The 24,166-nt window shown below is 36.9% G+C and carries 24 protein-coding genes; 7 read left to right on the plus strand and 17 right to left on the minus strand.

The genetic code is table 11. From position 1 onward, the window contains the following. Positions 1 to 36: 36 nt before the first annotated feature. A complete protein-coding gene (locus tag BD809_RS05030) occupies positions 37 to 1,494 on the minus strand; it encodes a sensor histidine kinase (RefSeq protein ID WP_148781846.1) in 1,458 nt (485 codons plus the stop codon). Between the two features lie 103 nt (positions 1,495 to 1,597). On the opposite strand from BD809_RS05030, the gene BD809_RS05035 reads away from it, so the two are divergent. Continuing rightward, on the plus strand, positions 1,598 to 3,283 hold the full coding sequence (locus tag BD809_RS05035) for an ABC transporter ATP-binding protein (protein ID WP_148781847.1): 1,686 nt from the start codon (positions 1,598 to 1,600) through the stop codon (positions 3,281 to 3,283). 451 nt (positions 3,284 to 3,734) lie between these two features. Here the strand turns inward: BD809_RS05035 and BD809_RS05040 are convergent, their stop codons facing one another. From BD809_RS05040 to trhO, 6 genes are all read right to left on the minus strand, one after another. Beyond that, the gene (locus BD809_RS05040) at positions 3,735 to 4,388 is read right to left on the minus strand and encodes a CoA transferase subunit B (protein ID WP_148781848.1); all 654 of its coding nucleotides are present in this window, start codon (positions 4,386 to 4,388) and stop codon (positions 3,735 to 3,737) included. Positions 4,389 to 4,392: 4 nt separating this feature from the next. Further along, positions 4,393 to 5,094 (minus strand): CoA transferase subunit A, encoded by a 702-nt coding sequence (locus BD809_RS05045; protein WP_148781849.1) that lies wholly within the window; start codon positions 5,092 to 5,094, stop codon positions 4,393 to 4,395. 87 nt (positions 5,095 to 5,181) lie between these two features. After that, entirely contained in the window at positions 5,182 to 7,515 is a 2,334-nt protein-coding gene (locus BD809_RS05050; protein WP_148781850.1) for a penicillin-binding protein 1A, read from the minus strand. Between the two features lie 3 nt (positions 7,516 to 7,518). Next, positions 7,519 to 8,007, minus strand: a complete 489-nt coding sequence (locus BD809_RS05055) for a gliding motility lipoprotein GldH (RefSeq protein WP_148781851.1) — start codon at positions 8,005 to 8,007, stop codon at positions 7,519 to 7,521. Next, positions 7,994 to 9,277 carry a PSP1 domain-containing protein gene (locus BD809_RS05060; RefSeq protein WP_148781852.1) on the minus strand — a complete coding sequence of 428 codons (1,284 nt, stop codon included), beginning with the start codon at positions 9,275 to 9,277 and terminating at the stop codon, positions 7,994 to 7,996. The genes BD809_RS05055 and BD809_RS05060 overlap by 14 nt, the downstream gene beginning before the upstream one ends. A gap of 150 nt (positions 9,278 to 9,427) precedes the next feature. After that, positions 9,428 to 10,459: an oxygen-dependent tRNA uridine(34) hydroxylase TrhO gene (gene trhO, locus BD809_RS05065; protein WP_148781853.1), complete on the minus strand. Its 1,032-nt coding sequence runs from the start codon at positions 10,457 to 10,459 to the stop codon at positions 9,428 to 9,430. A 474-nt stretch (positions 10,460 to 10,933) separates the two neighbouring features. Between trhO and recA the strand changes: the two genes are divergently transcribed. From recA to BD809_RS05085, 4 genes are all read left to right on the plus strand, one after another. Then, positions 10,934 to 11,941, plus strand: a complete 1,008-nt coding sequence (gene recA, locus BD809_RS05070; RefSeq protein WP_148781854.1) for a recombinase RecA — start codon at positions 10,934 to 10,936, stop codon at positions 11,939 to 11,941. A 160-nt stretch (positions 11,942 to 12,101) separates the two neighbouring features. Then, complete coding sequence (locus BD809_RS05075) at positions 12,102 to 12,536, plus strand: hypothetical protein (RefSeq protein WP_148781855.1); 435 nt, start codon at positions 12,102 to 12,104, stop codon at positions 12,534 to 12,536. A 19-nt stretch (positions 12,537 to 12,555) separates the two neighbouring features. Further along, positions 12,556 to 13,107, plus strand: coding sequence for an RNA polymerase sigma factor (locus tag BD809_RS05080; RefSeq protein ID WP_148781856.1), 552 nt, complete (start codon positions 12,556 to 12,558; stop codon positions 13,105 to 13,107). Further along, positions 13,104 to 14,594 carry an outer membrane beta-barrel protein gene (locus tag BD809_RS05085; protein WP_148781857.1) on the plus strand — a complete coding sequence of 497 codons (1,491 nt, stop codon included), beginning with the start codon at positions 13,104 to 13,106 and terminating at the stop codon, positions 14,592 to 14,594. Before BD809_RS05080 ends, BD809_RS05085 begins: the two co-directional genes overlap by 4 nt. Here BD809_RS05085 and BD809_RS05090 read toward each other — a convergent pair. After that, positions 14,584 to 15,327, minus strand: coding sequence for a lysophospholipid acyltransferase family protein (locus BD809_RS05090; protein WP_148781858.1), 744 nt, complete (start codon positions 15,325 to 15,327; stop codon positions 14,584 to 14,586). The genes BD809_RS05085 and BD809_RS05090 overlap by 11 nt on opposite strands. A gap of 73 nt (positions 15,328 to 15,400) precedes the next feature. Here BD809_RS05090 and trpS point away from each other — a divergent pair, with 73 nt between their 5' ends. After that, on the plus strand, positions 15,401 to 16,369 hold the full coding sequence (gene trpS / locus BD809_RS05095) for a tryptophan--tRNA ligase (RefSeq protein ID WP_148781859.1): 969 nt from the start codon (positions 15,401 to 15,403) through the stop codon (positions 16,367 to 16,369). 81 nt (positions 16,370 to 16,450) lie between these two features. Here trpS and BD809_RS05100 read toward each other — a convergent pair whose 3' ends face one another. The 5 genes from BD809_RS05100 to BD809_RS05120 all read right to left on the minus strand — a co-directional run bounded on the left by BD809_RS05100 (position 16,451) and on the right by BD809_RS05120 (position 18,885). Next, positions 16,451 to 16,846: a hypothetical protein gene (locus tag BD809_RS05100; protein WP_148781860.1), complete on the minus strand. Its 396-nt coding sequence runs from the start codon at positions 16,844 to 16,846 to the stop codon at positions 16,451 to 16,453. Next, complete coding sequence (pheS, locus tag BD809_RS05105; protein ID WP_148781861.1) at positions 16,847 to 17,866, minus strand: phenylalanine--tRNA ligase subunit alpha; 1,020 nt, start codon at positions 17,864 to 17,866, stop codon at positions 16,847 to 16,849. A gap of 97 nt (positions 17,867 to 17,963) precedes the next feature. Beyond that, complete coding sequence (locus tag BD809_RS05110; RefSeq protein WP_148781862.1) at positions 17,964 to 18,320, minus strand: hypothetical protein; 357 nt, start codon at positions 18,318 to 18,320, stop codon at positions 17,964 to 17,966. 40 nt (positions 18,321 to 18,360) lie between these two features. After that, positions 18,361 to 18,639 (minus strand): hypothetical protein, encoded by a 279-nt coding sequence (locus BD809_RS05115; protein ID WP_148781863.1) that lies wholly within the window; start codon positions 18,637 to 18,639, stop codon positions 18,361 to 18,363. A 3-nt stretch (positions 18,640 to 18,642) separates the two neighbouring features. After that, a complete protein-coding gene (locus BD809_RS05120) occupies positions 18,643 to 18,885 on the minus strand; it encodes a hypothetical protein (protein ID WP_148781864.1) in 243 nt (80 codons plus the stop codon). 82 nt (positions 18,886 to 18,967) lie between these two features. Between BD809_RS05120 and BD809_RS05125 the strand changes: the two genes are divergently transcribed. Next, entirely contained in the window at positions 18,968 to 19,492 is a 525-nt protein-coding gene (locus BD809_RS05125; protein WP_148781865.1) for a CvpA family protein, read from the plus strand. A gap of 4 nt (positions 19,493 to 19,496) precedes the next feature. Here BD809_RS05125 and BD809_RS05130 read toward each other — a convergent pair whose 3' ends face one another. The 4 genes from BD809_RS05130 to BD809_RS05145 all read right to left on the minus strand — a co-directional run bounded on the left by BD809_RS05130 (position 19,497) and on the right by BD809_RS05145 (position 24,032). After that, positions 19,497 to 21,350 (minus strand): SulP family inorganic anion transporter, encoded by a 1,854-nt coding sequence (locus BD809_RS05130; RefSeq protein ID WP_148781866.1) that lies wholly within the window; start codon positions 21,348 to 21,350, stop codon positions 19,497 to 19,499. 111 nt (positions 21,351 to 21,461) lie between these two features. Beyond that, entirely contained in the window at positions 21,462 to 22,094 is a 633-nt protein-coding gene (locus tag BD809_RS05135) for a carbonic anhydrase family protein (RefSeq protein ID WP_148781867.1), read from the minus strand. Between the two features lie 24 nt (positions 22,095 to 22,118). Next, positions 22,119 to 23,693: a SulP family inorganic anion transporter gene (locus BD809_RS05140; protein WP_148781943.1), complete on the minus strand. Its 1,575-nt coding sequence runs from the start codon at positions 23,691 to 23,693 to the stop codon at positions 22,119 to 22,121. Between the two features lie 117 nt (positions 23,694 to 23,810). Next, a complete protein-coding gene (locus tag BD809_RS05145) occupies positions 23,811 to 24,032 on the minus strand; it encodes a hypothetical protein (RefSeq protein WP_148781868.1) in 222 nt (73 codons plus the stop codon). Positions 24,033 to 24,166 lie beyond the last annotated feature (134 nt).

Here is a 24,166-nt window from a genome sequence, read left to right on the forward strand (position 1 = left end):
TTTGAATTATTACAGTAAAGCTACAAATATTTGTGGCTATTCTCGAGGAAACTTTACGATAAAAACGGTCCCTCTATGCTCCTGTGATGTAAAGGTAATACTTCCTTTATAGGTTTCCACAATGTTTTTGACCATTCCCAATCCCAGTCCCATACCACTGGTTTTTGTAGTAAATTTTGGTTCGAAGATTTTTGTGATATTTTCCTCTGAGATACCTATACCATTATCTGAGACGGTTATAACCACCTTTTCTTCTTCGGTATAAACGTTTACCATTATCTTTGGGGTGCGATCATGTGGTATCGCCTGAATTGCATTTTTAACCAAGTTTGTAACTACACGAATAAGTTGCGTACGATCGAACTTAGCCACGATTTCTTCTTCCTCTGAAGGAAAAACGATATAATCTTCATTAAAAATATCTAACGCCAATCTTGTAATCTTAACTACATCAAGCATTTCGCTTTTTTGAGCAGGCATTTGAGCAAAATTTGAAAATGCTGATGCAATCGAGCTCATCGTGTCTATTTGTTGTATCAACGTTTTGCTGTACTCCTGAACTTTTTGACGGATATCCGGATCTGCAGGGTCGAATTTACGATCAAAACTCTGTACCGTAAGACGCATAGGAGTTAGCGGATTCTTAATCTCATGAGCCACCTGTTTTGCCATCTCTCGCCAAGCCGCTTCGCGTTCATTTTTGGCCAGTTTGACAGCACTTTCTTCCAATTCATCAATCATACTATTGTAGGCATCAACCAACGAATAGATTTCAGCACTGGCATTGCCAATGGCAATTCGTTTATTGCGTTTATCCAAACGCGTTTGATCAATCGTATCAGAAATCGTTTTTAAGGACCTAGTAATATAATTTGATAAAAAATAAGCGATCGCAATAGCGATAAAAAGCATAAAAACATACACCTCTCCAAGACGCTTTAGGAATTCGAATAGCTCTTTAGAAAGTAAATCATCATCCTCCAGATACGGTAAATTTAAAATAGCCAAAGGTTTTGCTCTACTATCGGAAATATAGGTGTAGGAAGATCTGAACTTCTCTCCCTTTTTTTCGGATTTGATTAAGAAGCGTTTATCATATAGCGAAGCCAACGTGTCAATAATAGTCGTGCTTAATTGTTTTGTTAGGGTGTCCTCTATGAATGTTGCTTCAGATCGTATCAGCAAATCCCCGGATAAATCATAAATATTAATCGGCATCCCATGCTCCTCAGAAATCTGATAAATTCGATCCCTCTCTCTAAAGATGGAGGTAACATTCTCTTCGTTTACCGGAAACGTTGTGCTGCGTAATGCATTATCAATCGCTATTTTGATACGTTCTTCTTTTCTTTCCAATCGGTCTTTGTGATAATCCTCGGCTTCTTCTTTATATTGGTAGATCGTTACCGCGGCAATTAAAATAGAAGCAATTAGAACCAGTAAAGTCATAGAAACAAAAATACGGGTACGCAAAGAAAGTTTAAGTAGCTTCATACAGAGAGTTAATGCCTAAATATAGCAATTATCACACCAAATTAACCAATTAATTAAATCACGATCTTATAGAAATTACTAACTTTACAGTAGTATTTATCTTATGAGTTCACCTAATCTTCTTAGCGTAAAAAATCTTTCTATAACTTTTGCGGTAGATAACACCCAACGTCGCGTTATCGAAGATCTGTCATTTACCATTAGACGTAAGGAAATTCTTGGTGTCGTAGGAGAATCTGGTAGTGGAAAATCCATCACCTCTCTTGCCGTTTTAGGATTACTGCCCAAAAACGCCACCGCTTCCGGTGAGATTTTATTTAACGGAGTCGCGCTATCACAATTGTCAAGTAAACAATTGAGCGATATTAGAGGAAATGAAATTGCCATGATCTTTCAGGAGCCTATGAGCTCGTTGAATCCTTCTATGCGATGTGGAAAGCAGGTGGCTGAAATATTACAAAGGCACACCGAACTTAAACCGAAAGAAATAAAAAAAGAGGTACTATCCCTGTTTAAAAAAGTACAGCTTCCTGATCCCGATAGAGCCTATACGGCTTATCCACATGAATTAAGCGGCGGACAAAAACAACGTGTTGTTATCGCTATTGCGATTGCGTGCAAACCTAAGTTACTAATCGCAGACGAACCCACCACCGCATTAGATGTTACAGTACAAAAAGAAATAATTGAGTTACTCAAAAGCTTACAGTTAGAGTACCAAATGAGTATCCTTTTTATCTCTCATGATCTTGCTTTAGTTTCAGAAATTGTGGATACTGTCTTAGTAATGTATCAAGGTAAAATGATAGAGTATGGATCTGTTCAAGAGGTTTTTAAAAACCCTAAAGCGGAATATACGCGTGCGTTGCTATACGCCCGACCTTCTCTAGACCAGCGACTTAAAAAACTGCCGACTATAAAAGATTATCTAAAAAAATCCACTTATACCACCGACATTGTCTCGACAGCAGCACGCAAGGAACGTCATGCAAGTTTGTATGCTCAACCTCCGTTGTTAGAAGTGGTTGCTTTAGAAAAGTGGTTTACATCTAATGATGGTTGGTTTCGAAAAAAGGTAGTAAAAGCGGTAAATAAGGTTAGCTTTTCTTTATATGAAGGAGAAACACTTGGATTAGTTGGAGAATCCGGTTGTGGAAAATCAACTTTAGGAAACACCATTCTACAACTTCATCGTGCTGATGCGGGTGAGATTTTTTATAAGGGTAAAGACATTACAAAGCTTTCATCTAGTGAATTGAGACTCTTGCGAAGAGAAATCCAGTTAATTTTTCAGGATCCGTTTGCCTCCTTGAATCCAAGGCTAACGATTGGTGAAGCAATCATAGAGCCTATGAGGGCACACAATCTATACGAAAACGCGACACAGCGTAAAATAAAAACGTTGGAGCTATTAGAGCGTGTCGGTCTGGACGCTAGTCACTTTGATCGCTATCCACATGAATTTAGTGGCGGGCAGCGACAACGTATTGGAATAGCTAGAACAATTGCTTTGTCTCCAAAACTTATCATTTGCGATGAATCTGTAAGCGCTTTAGATATATCTGTCCAAGCACAGGTGCTCAACTTATTAAATGAATTGAAAGATAACTTCGGGTTTTCCTATATTTTTATATCTCACGATTTAGCAGTAGTAAAATATATGTCTGATCAGCTGGTGGTCATGAATAACGGTAAGGTTGAAGAAATAGGTGATGCTGATGCAATCTATAAGAACCCAACCAAGGAATACACCAAAAAGTTAATTAACGCAATCCCTAAAGGAATATAAAAACATAAAAAAACCTGTTGTTCTTAAAAGACAACAGGTTTATCTTATTGCAACTTGGGGTAGATGCAACTAATTAACAACAAAATTTACATTAATAAAAAAACCTTTTTTGCTAAATACATACAGTTTGAAATCAATTCGATAGTAGGTTTTACGGATTGCTGTATACGGTTAAATTTATTTTTCATGTCGGTTAAAATAACGTGGTTAAACTTCTTTACTTTTTTTAAAAAATTGGCTTTCCTATTTTTGGATTACTAAGATGCAAAAAAAAGTAAAATCCCACGTTCAAAGACAATTATATTCGACAAAAAGCACAAAATTTTAACATTTATGCCTAGAATATCCGAATAGTGGTTGAAGTAATCCTTCAAGTAAAACCTGTAACCACTATAAAGGCCAGAATATTTGTAAGAATATTCTGGCCCTTATATTTTATAAATAATTAGCGTTATATATGCATTTCTGGTATTTCCCCTTCAATTAGTAAATTTCCTTCTGTCGCATCCTCAATTTCCTCTACCGTGACCCCAGGTGCACGCTCTAGTAATTTAAAGCCATTTTCTGTAACTTCTAATAATGCAAGATTAGTAACTATTCGTTTAACACATCTCACGCCTGTAAGCGGCAAACTACATGTTTTCAAAAGTTTAGATTCCCCGGCACGATTGGTATGCATCATAGCGACAATAATATTCTCGGCACTTGCTACGAGATCCATCGCACCACCCATACCCTTAACCATCTTGCCGGGAATTTTCCAGTTCGCAATATCCCCGGTTTCAGAAACTTCCATCGCTCCCAAAATCGTTAAATCTACATGTTGACCCCTGATCATCCCAAAACTGGTTGCAGAATCAAAAAAAGATGCTCCTGGCAACGTGGTTATTGTTTGCTTACCAGCGTTAATAATATCTGCGTCCTCCTCCCCTTCAAAAGGAAATTGACCCATTCCTAAAACTCCGTTTTCACTTTGAAACTCAACAGCTATCCCTTCAGGTACATAATTTGCAACCAAAGTAGGTATACCAATACCTAAATTGACATAGTACCCATCTTGCAATTCTTTGGCAATTCGCTTTGCTATTCCGTTTTTATCTAACATGTACCTATATTTTTTTTCGAACTGTTCTTTGTTCTATTCTCTTTTCGTAACGCTCTCCCTGAAAAATACGTTGCACAAAAATCCCCGGAATGTGAATTGTATTTGGATCCAATTCCCCGGCAGGAACCAACTCTTCCACCTCAGCAACCGTAATTTTAGCCGCTCCGCACATGCATGGATTAAAATTACGAGCCGTTCCTTTAAAAATTAAATTTCCGGCTTCGTCTCCTTTCCATGCTTTAACGAAAGCAAAATCAGCTTTGAATGCTTCTTCAAGAATATACATCTTTCCATTAAATTCTCGGGTTTCTTTTCCATCGGCCACCTCGGTTCCATAACCCGCAGGTGTATAAAACGCAGGGAAGCCGCCTTGTGCAGCACGACAACGCTCTGCCAATGTGCCTTGCGGTATAAGCTCTACATCGAGCTCACCGCTCAACATTTGTCTCTCGAACTCTTCATTTTCCCCTACGTAAGAAGAGATCATTTTTTTGATTTGCTTTTTTTGGAGTAATAACCCGAGACCAAAATCATCAACCCCTGCATTATTAGAAATACAGGTTAACTCCTTAATGTTGAGTCTGACCAATTCTTTGATTGCGTTTTCCGGGATTCCGCAGAGTCCGAACCCCCCCAACATTAGTGTCATAGTATCGGTAACGCCTGATAAAGCATCAGAAACATTGTCTACCGTTTTTTGAATCATATCGTTTTAATTTTAGCACTTTAAAAGTACTAAAATTAAAACGATATGCACAACTTTATCTATTGATTAAACCCTCTTTACATGAGACTAAAATCCAAATTCATCTTCTAACGCTTCTTCCTGCTTTTGACTAGATTTATATGCTTCACAATCCACTGCGATGGAGAGGTTTTCAGGTCTTTCAAAAGCCTCTGTAGACACATTTAACGTTTTATCGGCATAGCATTTTTTCATAAACAATCCCCAGATAGGCAATGCCATCGTAGCACCTTGCCCAAATGTTACTGTTTCAAAATGAGTAGCACGATCATCTCCACCTACCCAAACACCGGTACATAAATTAGGGACCATACCCATAAACCAACCATCACTCTGGTTTTGCGTAGTTCCTGTCTTTCCTGCTATTGGATTTGTAAATTCATAAGGATATCCTGTAATTACGTTTTTATAATCGTACCGTGTCCTTGATTTTGTTCGCAAACGCACACCGGATCCGGACTGCGTAACACCTTCCATAAGATTAACAGTTACATATGCTGCTTCTTTACTGATAACGTCTTTAGTTTCTGGGACAAACTGGTACAATACTGTTCCATTTTTATCCTCAATACTTGTGATCATCACGGGTTTGGTGTAGATTCCCTGATTTGCAAAGGTACTATATGCACCTACCATTTCTGATAGTTTTAAATCTACAGAACCAAGCGCTATAGAGGCAACGGGTAAAATATTAGATTGGATCCCCATTTTTTCGGCAAGCCTAACTATAGGTGCCGGACCAATACGATCCATCAAACGGGCCGAAATAGTATTAACGGATCCTGCAAGGGCCGCTTTAAGGCTTAAATACCCTGAATACTTTGCTCCTACATTCTTAGGTGTCCAATCGTTTTCGACAACACCGTGAGAGCCCACGGGAATCGTAATTTGAGAAACCGGGAGCGTATCACAAGGTGATAGTTTTAGTTGATCAATCGCAGTTGCATACACAAAAGGTTTAAAAGTGGAACCAACTTGTCGTGCCCCCTGATACACATGATCGTATTGAAAATGTTTATAATTAATACCCCCAACCCAGGCTTTAACCTGACCAGTTTGTGGCTCCATAGACATCAAACCGCTTCGCAAGAATTGCTTATAATACAAGATCGAATCTTTGGGTGTCATGATAGTATCGATTTCCCCTTTCCAGGAAAAAATTTTCATTTCGGTTTTCTTATCAAAAGAAGCTACTATTTCTTCTTCACTCTTTCCCTGCGCTTTCATTTTAGCCCTTCTTGCAGAAGTACGTATAGCTCTTTTTATAATGGAACTTACTTCCTGTTTCGTTAAGTCACGAAACGGGGAAGTCTTATTCTCTTTTTCCTGTTTATCAAATTCTTTTTGAAGATTTGCCATATGCTCTTGAGTAGCTTCTTCGGCATACTTCTGCATACGAGAATCGATAGTTACATTGATTCGCAAACCATCACGATAAATATCAAAAAACTCTTGCTCTCCATCCTCATTTTTGCCTTTTGGATTAGCTTTTACCCAGTCTGCCATCCAACTACGCACATACTCTCTAAAATAGGTTGCCGTTCCATCAGAATGTCCTTCTGGTGAATAGTCCAGTTTTAGTGGTAAAGCTTGTAAACTATCTTTTTCGGGCACTGTGATAAAGTCGTACTTTTCCATTTGAGCCAGAACTACGTCCCTGCGCTCTCTAACCATTTCTGGTCTTCTCAATGGATTAAACAGAGAAGAATTTTTGAGCATTCCGACTAATACAGCTGCTTCCTGAATTTCCAATTCTTTTGGATTCTTACCAAAGTAAATTCGTGAAGCAGAACTAATACCAATAGCTTGATTCAGGAAATCATACTTATTTAGATACATCGTTATGATTTCATCTTTGGTATATTGCCTCTCTAACCTAGTAGCGATTACCCATTCCTGTATTTTTTGAGTATAGCGCTCAAATTTATTACGGGATCCTCCCGTAAATAATTGTTTAGCCAATTGTTGAGAAATGGTACTGGCTCCTCCTTTAGTCCCTAAAAAGAATAGCGCTCTAAGCGTCCCCCTAGCATCAATACCAGAGTGTTCATAATACCTAGCATCCTCTGTAGCTATAAGTGCTTCAACTAAAAAATCCGGTAAGTCTTCATATTGAACAGGCGTACGATTTTCCTTGAAAAAAGTACCGATTTGCTTACCATCGGACGAAATAATTTGCGTTGCTAGATCGTTTTGAGGATTCTCAAGTTCAGCGAATTTTGGCATTTCACCAAAAACACCCATACTTGCTAACAAAAAAACGATAGCTATAAGCAGGATACCACTTGCAAAAGTGATCCAAAACCACTTTATATATTTTAAATTTGGATTCGAAGCAGGTTTTTTGGTAGTCTTTTTTGATTTAGGTGTTGCTTTTGCCATATGTTAAGGATTTTTTACATGCTCTATTCTTAAACCCACATCGGTTACGCCTTCAAGAGCATGTACCCCGTGGATTTCACCATTCTTTCGCATCGCATGTTGCAGGGAAATTTTGTATTCCCCTTTTTCAATAAATTTTACTTTCTCTTTGTACCACAGTTTATTCTCTTTGAGATCGGTAAACCCAGTGCCCATCCAAGTACCGTCAGGATAAGCCATTTCATATTCTAAGGTGTCTGACACTACTTTCCCGTTCGGAAATTTTATTTGGCCTATCAAAAACAAATTGCTGAAAGGGTACTCATTCGTATTACGCACGTTAATAAACAAGTCATACGACTGTACTGAATCAAGCTGAGGAATTGAAAATTCTATATACTCATCTTGTTCCCAAGCACCATTAACCGTTGTGTACTCATCAAATACTTGTTCCGTATCACAAGATGCTAGAATGAAGAAAAATAAAAATGGTATATACTTAAGATTTTTCATTCTTATTTGATTGAGAATTGCGCTTTTGATCAGGTTTTGGACCTTTTTTTCTAGACGGCTTTCTTTTGGCTCTTTGATTAGAATTTGCTGTGGTGGTTTCTTTTTTATTGGATGCCGTAGAACCCTCTCTAGGCTTACGCTTAGTATTCCGGTTTTTACGTTTTTTCTTTGTTCGCTTGGGTTGATCAAATCTTGTTAAGCTATCTTGACCTACAACGTTTCCAAAATCGTTTTTAGTATCATCCAGTAATTCTAAAGCATAATCTTCTAGACTTTGTACCTTTTGATCCTTTTTATTTAATTCTATAATCTCATTAGCATCTTCTGTAGATATCTTATGCCAATTCATCCATTCGCCTTCGTAAGCATACCACAGATGACCCTTAAAAATGTCTATTTTTTGACAAACAGCCGTTCCCTTTTCTGTTCTTAGTTTTACCTCAGTTTTAGGAAAGCTTTTTAAAGCGTCTATATAAGAATCAAGTTCGTAGTTTAAACAACATTTTAGCTTTCCACATTGTCCGGCTAGCTTTTGCGGATTTAGTGATAACTGTTGATACCTTGCTGCACTCGTGTTTACAGATCTAAAATCCGTAAGCCAGGTTGAACAACACAATTCTCGCCCACAGGAACCAATCCCACCAAGTCTTGCAGCTTCTTGTCTAAACCCGACTTGTCGCATCTCGATCCTCGTACTAAATTCGTGTGCGAATTCTTTAATCAGTTGTCTGAAATCTACACGCTCTTCTGCCGTATAATAAAACGTAGCTTTGGATCCATCACCTTGGAATTCTATGTCAGAAATCTTCATTTGCAGCTTGAGTCGAATCGCTATCTCACGAGCTCTGACCTTCATACTATCTTCACGATCTCTCGCCGTCTGCCATATATCGATATCTTTTTGTGAAGCTTTTCTGTAGATTTTTTTAACTTCTTCGCTATCTACGGAAACCTTTTTCTTTTTCATTTGAACGCGCACTAGTTCTCCAGTAAGTGTTACTACACCAACATCATGCCCCGGAGAGGCTTCTGTCGCAACGACATCTCCTATACTTAGCGTTAAATTTTCCTGATTATTGAAAAAAGCTTTCCTACCGTTTTTGAAACGCACTTCTACTATTTGAAAAGGTGCCACACCACTGGGAAGTGTCATGTTGGCTAACCAATCAAAAACCGTTAATTTATTGCAACCATCGGTACCACATGTACCGTTATTCTTACATCCCTTTGGTTGTCCGTCTTTACCGGAGGAACAACTACTACACCCCATATTGCTCTACTATATTGAAATTTGTCCATGATCCTCATCACAACAAATATGGTTCTTATTCATATAGAAATTCTTACAATTTCTATGATCTCAATTGATAAAGATACTATGAAATATCTAATCGACCACAGGATACTAAAAAAAATAGAATCACTGCTTATATTTCAGCACTTCAGACCTTCCTTTTTTGAAGATTTTATTACTGTTTCCTTTGCCTTTACGCAACGCTTTTTGTTCCTCGTACGGCAAACTATTTATCTCTTTACATGCTGTAGAACAACATGTGTCCATCGCTTCTGCACATTTTTCACATTGTATAAACAGCAAATGGCATGCTTCGTTTGCACAATTTACATGTGTATCACAAACTGCACCGCACTGATGACAATTCGCTATCACATCCTCTGTTATTTTTTCTGCACGACGATGATCAAATACAAAGTTTTTACCCTTAAATTTATTTTCAAGCCCTTTTTCATTTACTTGACGGGTATATTCTATGATCCCTCCTTCTAACTGAAAAACATTTTTAAAGCCTTTATGCTTATAATACGCACTAGCCTTTTCACAACGAATTCCGCCAGTACAATACATCACCAGCTTCTTATCCTCTTTGTGATCTTTAAGATCTTCTTCAATAATATCTAAGGAATCTCTGAAAGTATCTACATCGGGGGTGACAGCACCTTTAAAATGGCCGATTTCGCTCTCATAATGATTACGCATATCTACCAATACGGTGTCAGGGTCCTCAATTAGCTCATTAAATTTAAAAGCATCTACATGAACACCCTTATTGGTTACATCAAAGGTATCGTCTGCTAAACCATCGGCTACAATTTTATTCCTGATCTTCACTTTTAATTTCAGAAAAGATTTTGCCTCATGTTCGATAGCGATATTAAGTCGGATATTTTCAAAAAAACTAATACTGTCTAGATGTTCTTTGAATGCATCGAAATTGGGCGCGGGCACAGAAAGTTGAGCGTTCACCCCCTCGGTAGCCACATAAATACGACCGAGTACTTCCAGTTTATCCCAATTAATAAACAAATGATTCCTGAAAATTTCAGTATTCCGAATATGCGCATAGGTGTAAAAAGAAAGCGTAAGCCGCTCAGTTCCGGCTTGATCAATTAAGGCTTCTCTTTCTTTTGCGCTTAATTTGTTGTACAGTTGCATGCTATACCTTCATTTTAAGTTAAAGAAAAATTTATGCAAAAATACAAAAATTGACGAGTGTCCCGGTTTTTATTTTTTAGAACCTTTATTTATATAAAATTAGAGCATAAAAAAGCCACGAAATATTAGTTTCGTGGCTTTTTTGGGCTAATTCGTTATTTAATAGTTTATTACTAAAATATTAGAATAACGAAGCTAGCCTCCTTCGACTATACAATTACTGATTTTAGTAGTTGTACAGCCATCCAGCGTATGAGTTACCACACTTTTAAGAAATTTCATCTTACATCCTCCTTCCTCATAAATTGTTCATGTTGCTTTTCTGTTAGATGCAGCTTCTAAAAAATCGTTGCGTCAACCTTCCAAAAAAATCTTTCTGTTGATAAAAAGCATTTCATATATCTGAATTTAAACTCCTCATACAAAAAACTTATAGTACCTTAGCATAATCATTATAAAAAGAGAGACAGCACAATGAGTACGGAAAAAGATGCTAAATTAAAGGCGCTAAAACTAACGTTAGACAAACTAGATAAGGCATATGGCAAAGGAACGGTAATGAAAATGGGCGATAGTGCCGTTCAGGAAGTAGATGTAATTTCAACAGGATCCCTTGGATTGGATCTCGCCATGGGCGTGGGTGGCTACCCACGAGGCAGAGTCGTAGAAATCTACGGACCCGAATCATCCGGTAAAACAACACTTACATTGCATGCAATTGCACAAGCACAAAAAGCAGGTGGTATCGCAGCTTTTATAGATGCAGAACACGCATTTGATCGTTTTTATGCGGAAAAGCTGGGTGTGAATATTGACGATTTAATCATCTCACAACCCGACCATGGGGAGCAAGCTTTAGAAATTGCTGACAATCTTATTCGATCGGGAGCTATTGACATTATTGTTATTGACTCGGTTGCTGCTTTAACTCCTAAAAGTGAAATTGAAGGTGAAATGGGGGATTCCAAGATGGGTCTGCACGCACGTTTAATGTCACAGGCACTAAGAAAATTAACAAGTTCGATTAGTAAAACGAATTGTACCGTAATATTCATCAATCAATTGCGTGAAAAGATTGGGGTTATGTTTGGAAATCCTGAAACCACAACTGGTGGGAATGCACTAAAGTTTTATGCTTCTGTACGTTTAGATATTCGCAGATCCACTCAAATTAAGGATAGCAATAGTGCTGTTATGGGGAACAAGACCAGAGTAAAAGTGGTTAAAAACAAAGTAGCTCCTCCGTTTAGAACAGCTGAATTTGATATCATGTATGGTGAAGGAATTTCGAAAAACGGAGAAATTATAGATATCGGCGTTGATTATGAGATAATCAAGAAAAGCGGTTCATGGTTTAGCTATCAAGACACAAAATTAGGTCAAGGTAGAGATGCTGTTAAGAATCTACTTAATGACAATCCTGATCTTATGGAAGAATTAGAAGTTAAAATAAAAGAGGCTATTAAAATAGCTAACGAATAAATAGGTGGCTACACCAAGTCCTCAAAAGTTTTATACGTTTTGACCGAAAAGACTCCAAATCATGGGGTCTTTTTGATTTTAAGAAAACTTTAGTCCTTCATCACGCAACCTCAAACCTACACTGTCATCTACTTATTAACAACATTATACCCCGAACATTATGAAAACGTTATTCATACTACCACTAATCATACTCTGTATTAGTTTTACAAGTTGTCTGGATGATGATGATGCAGTTAACTTTTTTTATGAAGGACTACCTATTGCCACTGCTGAGCTCCCCGAAGAACTTGTTAAAGATTCAACGTATACAATTAAAGTTTCGTACTTTAGACCGACTTCATGTCATCTTTTTGAAGGTTTTGACTATCAAAAAAACAGAAATGAAAGAACTATTTCTGCAATAGCTTTAGTAAGTGAAGCAACTACTTGTGAAACTTATGAGGAGCCAAGGGAAGAAGAAACCTCTTTCAAATTTTTGGTAGGGACCGAATCTAGCTATATCTTCAAATTTTGGCAAGGTAGAGCAACAGATGGATCTTCTAAATTTTTAATAATAGAAGTTCCTACGGCTGAAGCTAAGGTGAAAAATTAACTAAAATCGTATACTATTAGTGAGTTTGGAGCAACTCATAGAACAATGTAAAAAAAGAGACAATAAAGCTCAAGAACAGCTCTATCGTCTTTTTGCTAGTAAACTATTTTCTGTGTGCTTAAAGTACTCTGATAATCAGGCAAATGCTGAAGACACGCTCCAAGATGCGTTTATTACCATATTTAAGAAAATTGATCAATTTAAAAATAAAGGTTCTTTTGAGGGCTGGCTCAAACGGATTGTAGTAAATACCGCGTTACAAAAATATAGAAACCAAAAGGTTTTTGAAATTTTTAATGAGGAGCAACTAGAAGATCCATATATCGATCTTGATGACGAATCAATATCGTTAGATTATCTTCTTAAGATCATACAGCAATTACCACATCGTTATCGATTAGTATTTAATTTATACGTCTTAGATGGATATTCACATAAAGAGATTGCAGATTTGCTTAATATTTCACAAGGTACATCCAAATCTAATTTGGCACGCGCCCGTTATATATTAAAGGAAAAAATAGAACATCAAAATGAAACACAAGTACAATCGATTGAAGGAAGCAGATGAAAGATAAGAAACATATAGATCGCTTATTCCAGGAAAAATTCAAGGATTTTGACGTTAGTCCTAATGCGAAGGTGTGGGAACGAATTAAAGCATCTCAAAAAGAAGACCGTAAACCACTTATCTTACCGTTTTGGTACCGTATTGCTGGTGTCGCAAGTGTGGTTCTTCTACTTAGCACTATAGCCATATTTTGGCTGAATCCCTTTGGATCACAGACGAATCTTGTCGTCGACTCTCCTGAACAAGACAGCAACTCTGCTCCTGCTATTGTGGACACTACTGTTAAACCAGAAAAACCCGGAATTGAAATAACTAAAGAGATAGTTGCTGACAGAAAAAATATCACTTCCAAATCAGAAAATAATCAACAGGTGGTAAAGACCGAAAAGGTTAAATCAAACACCACCATACTTCAAAGCAGCTTAGCAGTAGAAGAAAAAACTGATAGGCATCCTTTAAATAACAATAGACACACACTTAATAATCCTGTCCTGGCCGAATCAGATACTATTAATTTTAATAAGGAAACAGTGCGTATTGCTACTTCATCACAAAAAGACTCGAAGAAAGAGGCCATCACGCCCACTGATGAAAAATCAAAAGTGTCATTGCCTGATGCTGTTTTAGACACGCTTGACACTACTGCAATCTCAGAAAACTCAAAGGAAGTTCCCGAAGCACTACCCACTAACGAAAACTCAAATAAAAAATCACTTTTTGATGTTATCAAATCTGGTGAAGAAACTGAAGTTGCTGAAAATGATACACGACAAAAAAGATGGAACGTTACCCCTAATATCGCCCCGGTATATTACAGTTCAATTGGAAACGGATCCTCAATTGACCCCCAGTTCAAGGACAATAATAAAGATGGTCAAGTGAATATGAGTTATGGTATTCAAATAGCCTATGCCGTAAATAAAAGAATTAAAGTGCGCTCCGGTGTGAATAAAGTTGATTTAAGCTACAATACTGAAGGTATTGGTTTTGGACCTTCAATTGTTGGACGAGAACTACAGAGTGTTAATTATAATACGGTTGCAGACGAAATAGAGATCACAGATTTCAAATCTCCTAAACCGGTTGCATTAGATGTCAATGGTGAATTTATCAATAAAAAGCAAAACGTAGGCTTTCTAAACCAACGACTGAATTACATTGAGGTTCCTTTAGAGATTGAATATGCATTAATTTCAAAAAAGATCGCAGTACAAATGATCGGAGGATTAAGCACACTTTTCTTAAACGGTAATGAAATCTCGGTTCAATCCGGTGGTTCTGAAAGCTCAATAGGTACAGCAAATAATCTGAACCCGGTGAGTTTTAGTGGAAATATTGGTGTAGGCTTGGATTATAATCTATCCAACCGTTTTCAAATAAATGTAGAACCGATATTCAAATATCAGCTCAATGCCTTCAGTAAAAATGATGGGAATTTTAAACCCTATTATTTTGGAGTGTATACAGGTATTAACTTTAAATTCTAATTGAATCTAATAAGCTTTGCAGAATAACCTCCCTGCACTGTATTTTTAAAGATCTTTTATCTTCTTGCGTCAAACCAACCGTTGTAATCATGGGATGTAATACAGCTCTCATTTTACCCGGGCTTCCGCTTAGAAAAGTATAAGAAAAACGTTTCTTATTGTCTAAAAAGCTTAAGGGCACAATCGGAATCTGATAATCAATCGCCAACCTGAAAGCTCCATCCTTAAATTCATCCAACACTATAGATTCGTCATCCGGCACCCCTCCCTCGGGAAAAATACAAATGCTGATACCGGTATCTAACCGCTTTTTTGCTTCTTTAAATACTTGCGTTTTGCTTCGTTGACTGTTACGATCAACCAATATACAGGTACGTCTATAGAAAAAACCAAAGATTGGGATTTTGGTTAATTCCTGTTTGCCAACAAATACAAACGGATTTTTTACACAGTACAACATAAGCATTATATCAGCCATAGACGTATGATTGGCTATAAACATATAACTACTATTACAGTCTAAGTTACCCTTTCTCTTTACTTTGGGCAGAAATCCACTACCGTATAAAACAATGGTCGCCCAAAATCTGGCTAAAAGGAAGAACTGTGGATACCAACGCTCTTTCGAGGTTAATAACAATAACACAGGAAAAAGTATAAGGATAGGCAGGGCCATAAGCACATAAAACCAGACGCGCCATAGAACGATCAAAAGCTTTTTTAGTATTGACATAGCGTCAAAAATACATAATTGGCTTGAGCTATCTGAACAAAAAAATTACCTTTGTTCAAATTAAAAAATTACTATGTCCAGAATACTTACAGGAGTGCAAAGTACAGGTACTCCTCATTTAGGAAATCTTTTGGGAGCTATCATTCCAGCCATACGTATGGCCAACGAGCCTCAAAACGAATCTTATCTATTCATTGCTGATATGCATTCTTTAACACAGATCAAAGACTCAGCAACCTTAAGAGAGAATACCTACTCAACAGCAGCAACGTGGTTGGCGTTTGGACTGGATATAGAGAAAACTGTTTTCTATCGTCAAAGTGACATTCCACAAGTGACAGAATTATCATGGTATCTTAGCTGTTTCTTTCCATATCAACGTCTAACGTTAGCCCACTCATTCAAGGATAAAGCAGATCGACTTGAAGACGTAAACGCCGGTTTATTTACGTATCCTATGCTTATGGCTGCGGACATTTTATTATACGACGCAGAGATTGTTCCCGTAGGAAAGGATCAACTACAGCACATTGAAATGACACGGGATGTTGCATCAAGAATACACAATCAAATCGGAGAGCTTTTTGTAATGCCGGAAGCGCAAGTACAAGAAGACACAATGTATATTCCGGGTACTGATGGGGCTAAAATGAGCAAGTCAAAAGGAAATATCATTAATCTCTTTTTATCGGATAAGAAATTGAGAAAGCAAGTGATGAGTATTGCAACAGACAGCATTCCGTTAGAAGAACCGAAGGACCCTGACACTTGCAATGTTTTTGCGTTGTATAAGTTACTAGCTAATACTGAGCAAATTGAAAAAATGCGCAACAATTATAAAGGTGGTAATTATGGATACGGACATGCTAAACAAGCCCTCTATGAAGTTATCATCGCAAAGTACAGTAAAGAACGAGAATTGTATAACTACTATATGAGCAATCTAAATGAAGTTGATGAGATTCTCAAAAAAGGCGCTCAAAAAGCCTCGGTGACAGCCTCTGAGGTATTAAACCGAGTACGAAAACAAGTCGGATATTAACTATTACTTCTATCCGGACACAATAAAAACGGAGCATTTTTCATCAAAAAAATGTTCCGTTTTAAATTAATCAATAGTTTTTTATTTTATCAAAACACCACGTTGCTCTATTACCGGTAAATCTTGCAATGCATTTTCGTTAATGGTGTGTTGTTTGAAGATATATTTTTTATCATACAGCTTACCGTCAGCAAAAAAGGTCACCGCAAACTCATTGTTCATGGCCAATAATTCTTCTTGAATCATTTCTATCTTAGTGCTTGATTTTGCATCTACTGTACCAATACCATGACGAAGCAATGATGTTTTGCGCTCGTTATCATATCCCTTCGTTACTATTAAAACCATTTCGATAGCCGTATCCCCATCATTGATAATATAGGCTACCCAATTTTGAGCCAAAAACTCTTCATCCCATTCTTTAATAATTGCGATGTATATATCTTTTACCTCAGGTATATCAATATCCTTTCTCACTTACAGCGTTGCTTTAAATTGCTCTAAAAATCTAGTATCATTCTCACTTAACATACGTATATCAGTAATGCCGTATAATAAGAGAGCAATTCGATCGATCCCCATACCAAAAGCAAAACCGCTATACTCTTCCGGATCGATGTTACAATTTTTCAAAACATTTGGATCTACCATACCGCATCCCATAATTTCAAGCCAACCGGTACCTTTAGTCATTTTGTAATCAGTTTCAGTTTCCAACCCCCAATAAACATCGACCTCTGCACTGGGTTCTGTAAACGGAAAATATGAAGGTCTCAATCGAATCTTAGACTTCCCGAACATCTCTGTTGTAAAGTATTGCAGCGTTTGTTTAAGATCTGCAAAGGACACATCTTTATCAATATACAGTCCTTCCACCTGATGAAAAAAGCAATGGGAACGGGCAGAAATAGCTTCATTACGATACACCCTTCCCGGAGAAATGGTGCGTATAGGCGGCTTATTTTCTTCCATATAGCGAACTTGCACAGAGGATGTATGTGTTCGCAATAGGATATCTGGATCTGTTTGAATAAAAAAAGTATCCTGCATATCGCGTGCCGGATGATATTCCGGTAGATTTAATGCGGAGAAATTGTGCCAATCATCTTCGATTTCAGGCCCTTCACTTACATTAAAACCAATACGTGAAAAAATTTCAATAATTCGATTTTTAACCAATGAAATTGGGTGTCGCGCTCCCAGAGGTATCGCTGCAGCAGGTCTCGTAAGATCCCCGTAAACGCCTTTTTCTTCTTCATTGGCCTCCGCCTTTTCTTTTAAGGCAACTACTTTGGCTTCGGTTGCTATTTTTAAGGCATTAATAGCCTGACCAAAATCTTTTTTCTGATCGTTAGCCACATTCTTAAATTCAGCAAAAAAGTCATTTATAATTCCTTTTTTACCAGAAAATTTGATTCTAAACGTTTCGATTTCTTCTTTAGATTTTGAAGAAAAAGATTCTACCTCCGCGATATATTCTTTTATTTTATCGATCATGAAAATTTCTTAATAAGACGGCAAATTTATACATTTTCTCTGTATTTGTGACATAGATACCCATTGTTCTTTTGGTCTATGTAGCTACAACTATGAACTATTCTATGTAGTTACTGGTAACAAAATAGTGCACTATCGCTTCTTTCATCAAAACCGATTGTTCTCCCGATTTGAGATTTGGTAAGGCCTCCTTCATCGTATAATGTGGCCAGCCTTGTTCATCAAAAAAGTCGAACTCGTAATATCCATAAGGTTCAAGAAGACGGCATATTGCGATGTGCATGAGGTCTAGTTTCTCGTCTTTCTTATACTTTCTATGTACTTGACCCAGCTCCTGAACACCGATTAAATAAATAATCGCATCTAAATCCAAACTATCTCCATCTGCAAATTGGCCAGAAAGTTTAGTTACAAGAAGTTCCCACCGCTCTTTAAGTTTATTATCTCTCGACATGTATTCTTTTTTAGCAAAAATACGACAGAAAATTGCATTACTAAATTGATTTATGGAGAGATTGTCTTAATTGATCCCGATGTACTACTCTAACTAGTACCAACGATTTTTTTGACACATTTTTTATGATAAGATAATAAAATCCAACGCCCATTTTAAAATACCTGTCAGAATCGTTGAAAGCTTGAATCGGTATAAGCACAGAAGTGTCTTTTGAGTTTTCTAAGGATGCTACAATACTTTTTATCTTTTCCTTAAAAGAAATATCCGTGATCATCCTAAAATCAGATGCAAATGTTTTTGAAATTGTCACTTCCATATTTTATGAATTAAATAACTCTTCCTTAGTGATAGTCTCAGTAACTTCAATATCCTTAAGTAAAAACATAAAAGCTAAGTCCTCTTTTTGCTCCGCAGATAATTGTTGTAAGCGATTTTCTCGTTTATAATCAATATAAAATGCTACAGCTTCCTCAATTACCTTTTTTACGCTTGAATTCTCGATAGCGGCAATTAATTTGAGTTTGGGAATCAAATCGTCCTGAACATCAATAATTTTTCTCATATATATTATATATATTATATATCAAATATATAGTATTTCAATTAATTTTTAAAATGTATATTCGTCCTAACAAAGGATTATTATGGGATATATCGATATTATATTAGGCATTTTACTGCTATGGGGGCTTATAAGGGGGTTTAGCAAAGGGCTTATAGTTTCTTTGGCTTCTTTGGTAGCACTCGTTGCCGGAATCTATATAGCGATACACTTTTCACATATAGTAGGAGCATATCTTGAACAATATGTAAGCTGGGAAGAAGGAGTCACGCAGTTACTAGCTTTTGCCCTCACCTTCATCGTTGTCGTTTTGTGCGTCTCTCTTATCGGAAAAATACTTACAAGAGTGGCTCATGCTGTTGCTTTGGGAATTCTAAATAAATTACTGGGAGCCGCCTTTGGGATTCTTAAAATGGCATTTATAGCAAGCGTGATAATTATGTTTATAGATGCTGGCAATATCACGTTACATATGATTGATGAAGAGACCTTGGACGAATCAATTCTTTATCGCCCTGTACAGGCTATTGCGCCCGCTATTTTACCCGAAATAATAGAAAAGGCTTCCCAAAAGGAAGCCCAGTCTAACAATTTACATACTGCTTGATCGATTAATAGATATCTGCAACATTATTTTTGATGTACGCTACACAATCGTCAAAATTTTCGAAGAGATGTTTCTCAGGAATTAAGTCTGGTATAATATCAATTCTTTTCATTAAATATCCAGGCTGGTTTTGTAAGCCCGTAACAAAGGTTCTGATATTTCGTTGTTCTAAACTTAAGATAATTTCTTCAAGGGTATATACCCCCGATTGATCCATATACGGTACCTTATCCATTCTTAGAATTACATGCGTAGCCGTTGGGGGTATCTGTTGAGCTAACTGCTGCAATTCACTAGTAGCACCAAAAAACACGGGTCCATTAAGATGTTTTACAAAAACTTCTTCTTTTAAATTTTCAGGAAAATTAATTTCGTCTATCCAATTTTTCACTCCAGTTTCCTTCTCTAATCCTTTTAATGAGTCAACTGTAGAGTCCTTAGCGGTAACATCTCCCATCTTTTTCATGAATAAAAGAGAAGCCAACACCAAGCCAATACCTACGGCATATACCAAATCCCAAAACACAGAAAGTAACATTACAACTAGCATAATAGCAACCTCCACTTTTGGCATACTAGGAATTGCTTTTAACCCTTTGTAATCCATAACGCCAATACCAACAGTAATTAATATACCGGCTAATACTGCAGCAGGTATCTGAGAAGCTACCGGACCAAGAGCTAGGAGTATTACTAATAATAGTACCCCTGCGATCATACCCGAAAGCCTTGTTTTTCCTCCCGAGTTTATATTTACCACAGTACGAATCGTTGCTCCGGCCCCCGGAATACCACCAAAAATTGCCGCTACACTATTTCCTATACCTTGTCCAACCAGTTCTTTATTAGGATTATGCTTTGTTTTTGTCATATTATCGGCGACTACAGATGTAAGTAAACTATCGATTGCACCCAAAAACGCCAAAGACAAGGCAGAAAAAACGTAAGGGGTAATAGCGCCTAGCTTAAATTCTGTAAAAATCCCAAGATTAGGGATGGGAAATCCACTGGGGATTTGCTCTATCGGACGATATTCTAAATTCAAACCATATGCAGCACCGGACACTATCAACAAAGCAACTAACGTACTGGGTATCGCAGTGGTTATTCGCTTAAAGCCGTAAATAATTACTATCGTAATCAAACACAAAATAAGCTCGAGCATATTTACATTTGAAATAGCTCTCGGCAAGCTAATAATCGCTCCCCAAACACCTCCACTCTCTTTTCCGGCTTGTACTGTAGCCTCTGATGTGATCTCTTGTTGAGAAATATTTTTAGCACGACGTATGGTTTCTTCAAAATCTTCCAAAACCAATATGCCTTCTCCTGCTTCTTCCTTTAATATTTTATCTAAAATCACCTCTTCAGCAACGGGTTTAAAGGTGTTGACGTACTCCACATCTTCTTTTGGATAATACCCTAAGGCCGGGAGCAATTGTGTGATTAAGATCATCACCCCGATTGCAGTCATAAATCCTGATATCACAGGGTACGGTATATATTTTATATACTTACCTATTCCGAGTGCACCTAAACCTATTTGCATAAGACCTGCCAATACAAAAACCGTTAAAATAGCTGGTAGAGCTTTAGTAACATCTCCATCATTTGCAGCTATAATACCGGCTATAACCACCATACTTACCGCTGTCATCGGGGCAGTTGGTCCAGAAATTTGAGTATTGGTTCCACCAAATAAAGCAGCAAAAAAGCTAATGAAAATAGCCCCATATAGTCCAGCACTAGGACCTAAACCTGAAGAAACTCCAAAGGCTAACGCCAAAGGTAGCGCCACAATACCTGCTGTTAATCCTCCAAAAGTATCCCCCTTTAAATGTCTAAAAAATCCTTTCATTGTGTTAGTTTAATATTTAATAACAATGATAATAAAACTAATTAGGATTTAGCCTAAAAAAAAGCCTAAGTAGCAGATACTTAGGCTTTTTTGGGAAAGTTTTAGGGTTTTCTAATTATCAAAGAAAGTAACCTTACCATCATTGATGTCGTACATACCACCTATAATTATAATTTCTTTATTTTCCTCCATTTCGCGAAGTACTTCGCTTTGTTTTCTAATATTGTCAATTGTCAGGTGAACATTTTTAACAGCCACTTCATTAACAAAATCAATATTTTTAGAAGTTCTCTTAGACGGATCAGAGGGCTCAGTAACTCCTTCAACTGCAGGTTTTATTTTACTAAGCAGGGCTGTCAAATTTCCTAACTTAGCATCGTCGCAGGCTCCTTTTACAGCACCGCAACTTGTATGACCCAATACCAATACTACTTTAGTGCCTGCAAGTTTACAAGCGAATTCCATACTCCCTAAGATATCTTCATTCACAAAATTTCCCGCCACCCTTGCGCTAAAAATATCACCTATACCTTGATCAAAAATTAATTCTGAAGACACTCTGGAATCTATACAACTTAGAATAGTAGCGAATGGGTACTGTCCATTGGTAGTATCTTTCACTTGCTCTAAGAGATCCCTATCGGCTTTACTATTATTTAAAAACCTTGCATTCCCTTCTTTGAGCATTTGTACTGCAACATCAGGGGTTATGCTCGCTTGTGTTTCTTTTGTATGTGCTTTCATATGTTGTGTATTTTAAAATTTTAGTTATTTTGTTCTCAAATTAATAAACTCAATATAACTCTGAGGGTTTTCTGCAATCCCACTTTCTGATATAAGTTTGATATTAATATTTTTATTTTTGGCCTTCTCAGAGAAGTCATCTAAGATTTCTATAATATCGTTGTCCAAATATCTCGTTTTTCTAACATCTAATGTAAGATGAGTATCCATCGGTAATTGATCTAGCTCTTTTAAGATGGCGCCTTTATTAAAGAAAGTTACTTCTTCGGCCAGGGTCATTTTAATGCTATGCTGACCATTGCTTTTGTCCTCAATATGTAAAAAATGTGAATTTTGATAGCTTTTAATTAGAATGACTACAATTCCCACTAATAAACCTAGACCAATCCCCCACAATAAATCGATGAATACAATTCCCAATACAGTCACCATGAAAGGTACAAATTGTTTCCAACCTAATAAATACATTGTCTTGAATAATTTAGGTTTGGCTAACTTATAACCTACAATCAATAAAATAGAGGCTAACACCGACAGCGGAATCATATTTAATAATCTAGGAATTAGAATTACGGATATTAATAATAAAAATCCATGAATGATAGCCGACATTTTTGTCTTTCCTCCAGACTGTATATTAGCTGAACTACGAACGATTACTTGCGTTACAGGCAAACCACCAATCATACCGGAAATAATATTTCCAGTTCCCTGTGCTAATAATTCTCTATTGGTTGGCGTGACTCTTTTTTCAGGATCAATTTTATCTGTAGCCTCTACGCAGAGTAAGGTTTCCAAACTAGCTACTAATGCAATTGTGAATGCTGTAACCCAAATTTCCGGTCTGGTAATTACTCCGAAATTTGGAAAACTAAATTGACCAAGAAAAGAAGTAAAGTCGTCCGGTATAGGAACACTTACTAAATGATCTTTTGAAATAGAGAGTGCTTCTGAAGATGAAGTAAGTACATAATACAAAATACCTACTACAACAGCGACTAACGGACCTTGAATTATTTGAAAAATTTTACCCTGCTTACTTAATATCTTATCCCAAAGTAATAAAATTGCTAATCCAATTACCGCAATCACAGTGGCTCCCGGACTTATAAAATTTATAGCATTGATAATTTCGGTAAAAGTGTTCTCCCCATCGATCTGGAAAAAAGAGAAATCTCCTTCTGGATCTGAATCATATCCAAAAAAGTGAGGGATTTGTTTTAGTATGATAATTATACCAATACCAGTTAACATTCCTTTAATTACTGAAGACGGAAAATAATAACCAATAATTCCTGCTTTTAAAGCACCAAATACTAGTTGAATAACACCTCCTAGAACTACAGCCACAAGAAAATTCTCATAGCCTCCTAATGCGCCTATTGCTGTTAGCACAATTGCAGCTAATCCCGCAGCAGGACCACTGACACCAATTTGCGAACCACTCAATGCTCCTACTATTATCCCACCTACAATTCCTGCAATAAGGCCTGAAAAAAGTGGTGCTCCACTCGCTAATGCGATTCCCAAACATAATGGTAGTGCTACAAAAAATACTACAATACTAGCTGGAAGATCATTTTTTATATTTTTAAAAATGCTCATAATTTAAAATTTCTTTGGTACCCATATAGGGTATACTATTTCATTTTGATAACGAGAAGATAGTATACAACTTCTCTGATAAAACGGACTAAATAAAGTTTGCTGAAAAAATTACGAATAATCTGGAGGAGGTGTAGTGTATTCTAGGTATACAGAAGAATTACCAAAGTAAATTTCGGGATACTGATCGCAACAATAGTAAATTATTGCCAGGGCTTTGTCGTTGACAACTTGAGAAATAATCTCTTTTTCTTTGCTATCATCTTTTTCTTCAGAATTTTCTTTTCCTTCAGAATCCGATTTCTCTTCTCCATCTTCCAGTACTGAAATCATAGAGGCTGTTTCATCTTGATAACAGTTCAATAACAATAAAGTGTAATTACCCAAACTTATTAAAAAACATGTTATGATTAAAATTCGTGCTGTCTGAAGTTTTGTTATCAATTAGAAAAATATTAGGAGACAAA

The sequence above is a fragment of the Aquimarina intermedia genome (assembly GCF_008124785.1).
Lineage (GTDB): Bacteria > Bacteroidota > Bacteroidia > Flavobacteriales > Flavobacteriaceae > Aquimarina > Aquimarina intermedia.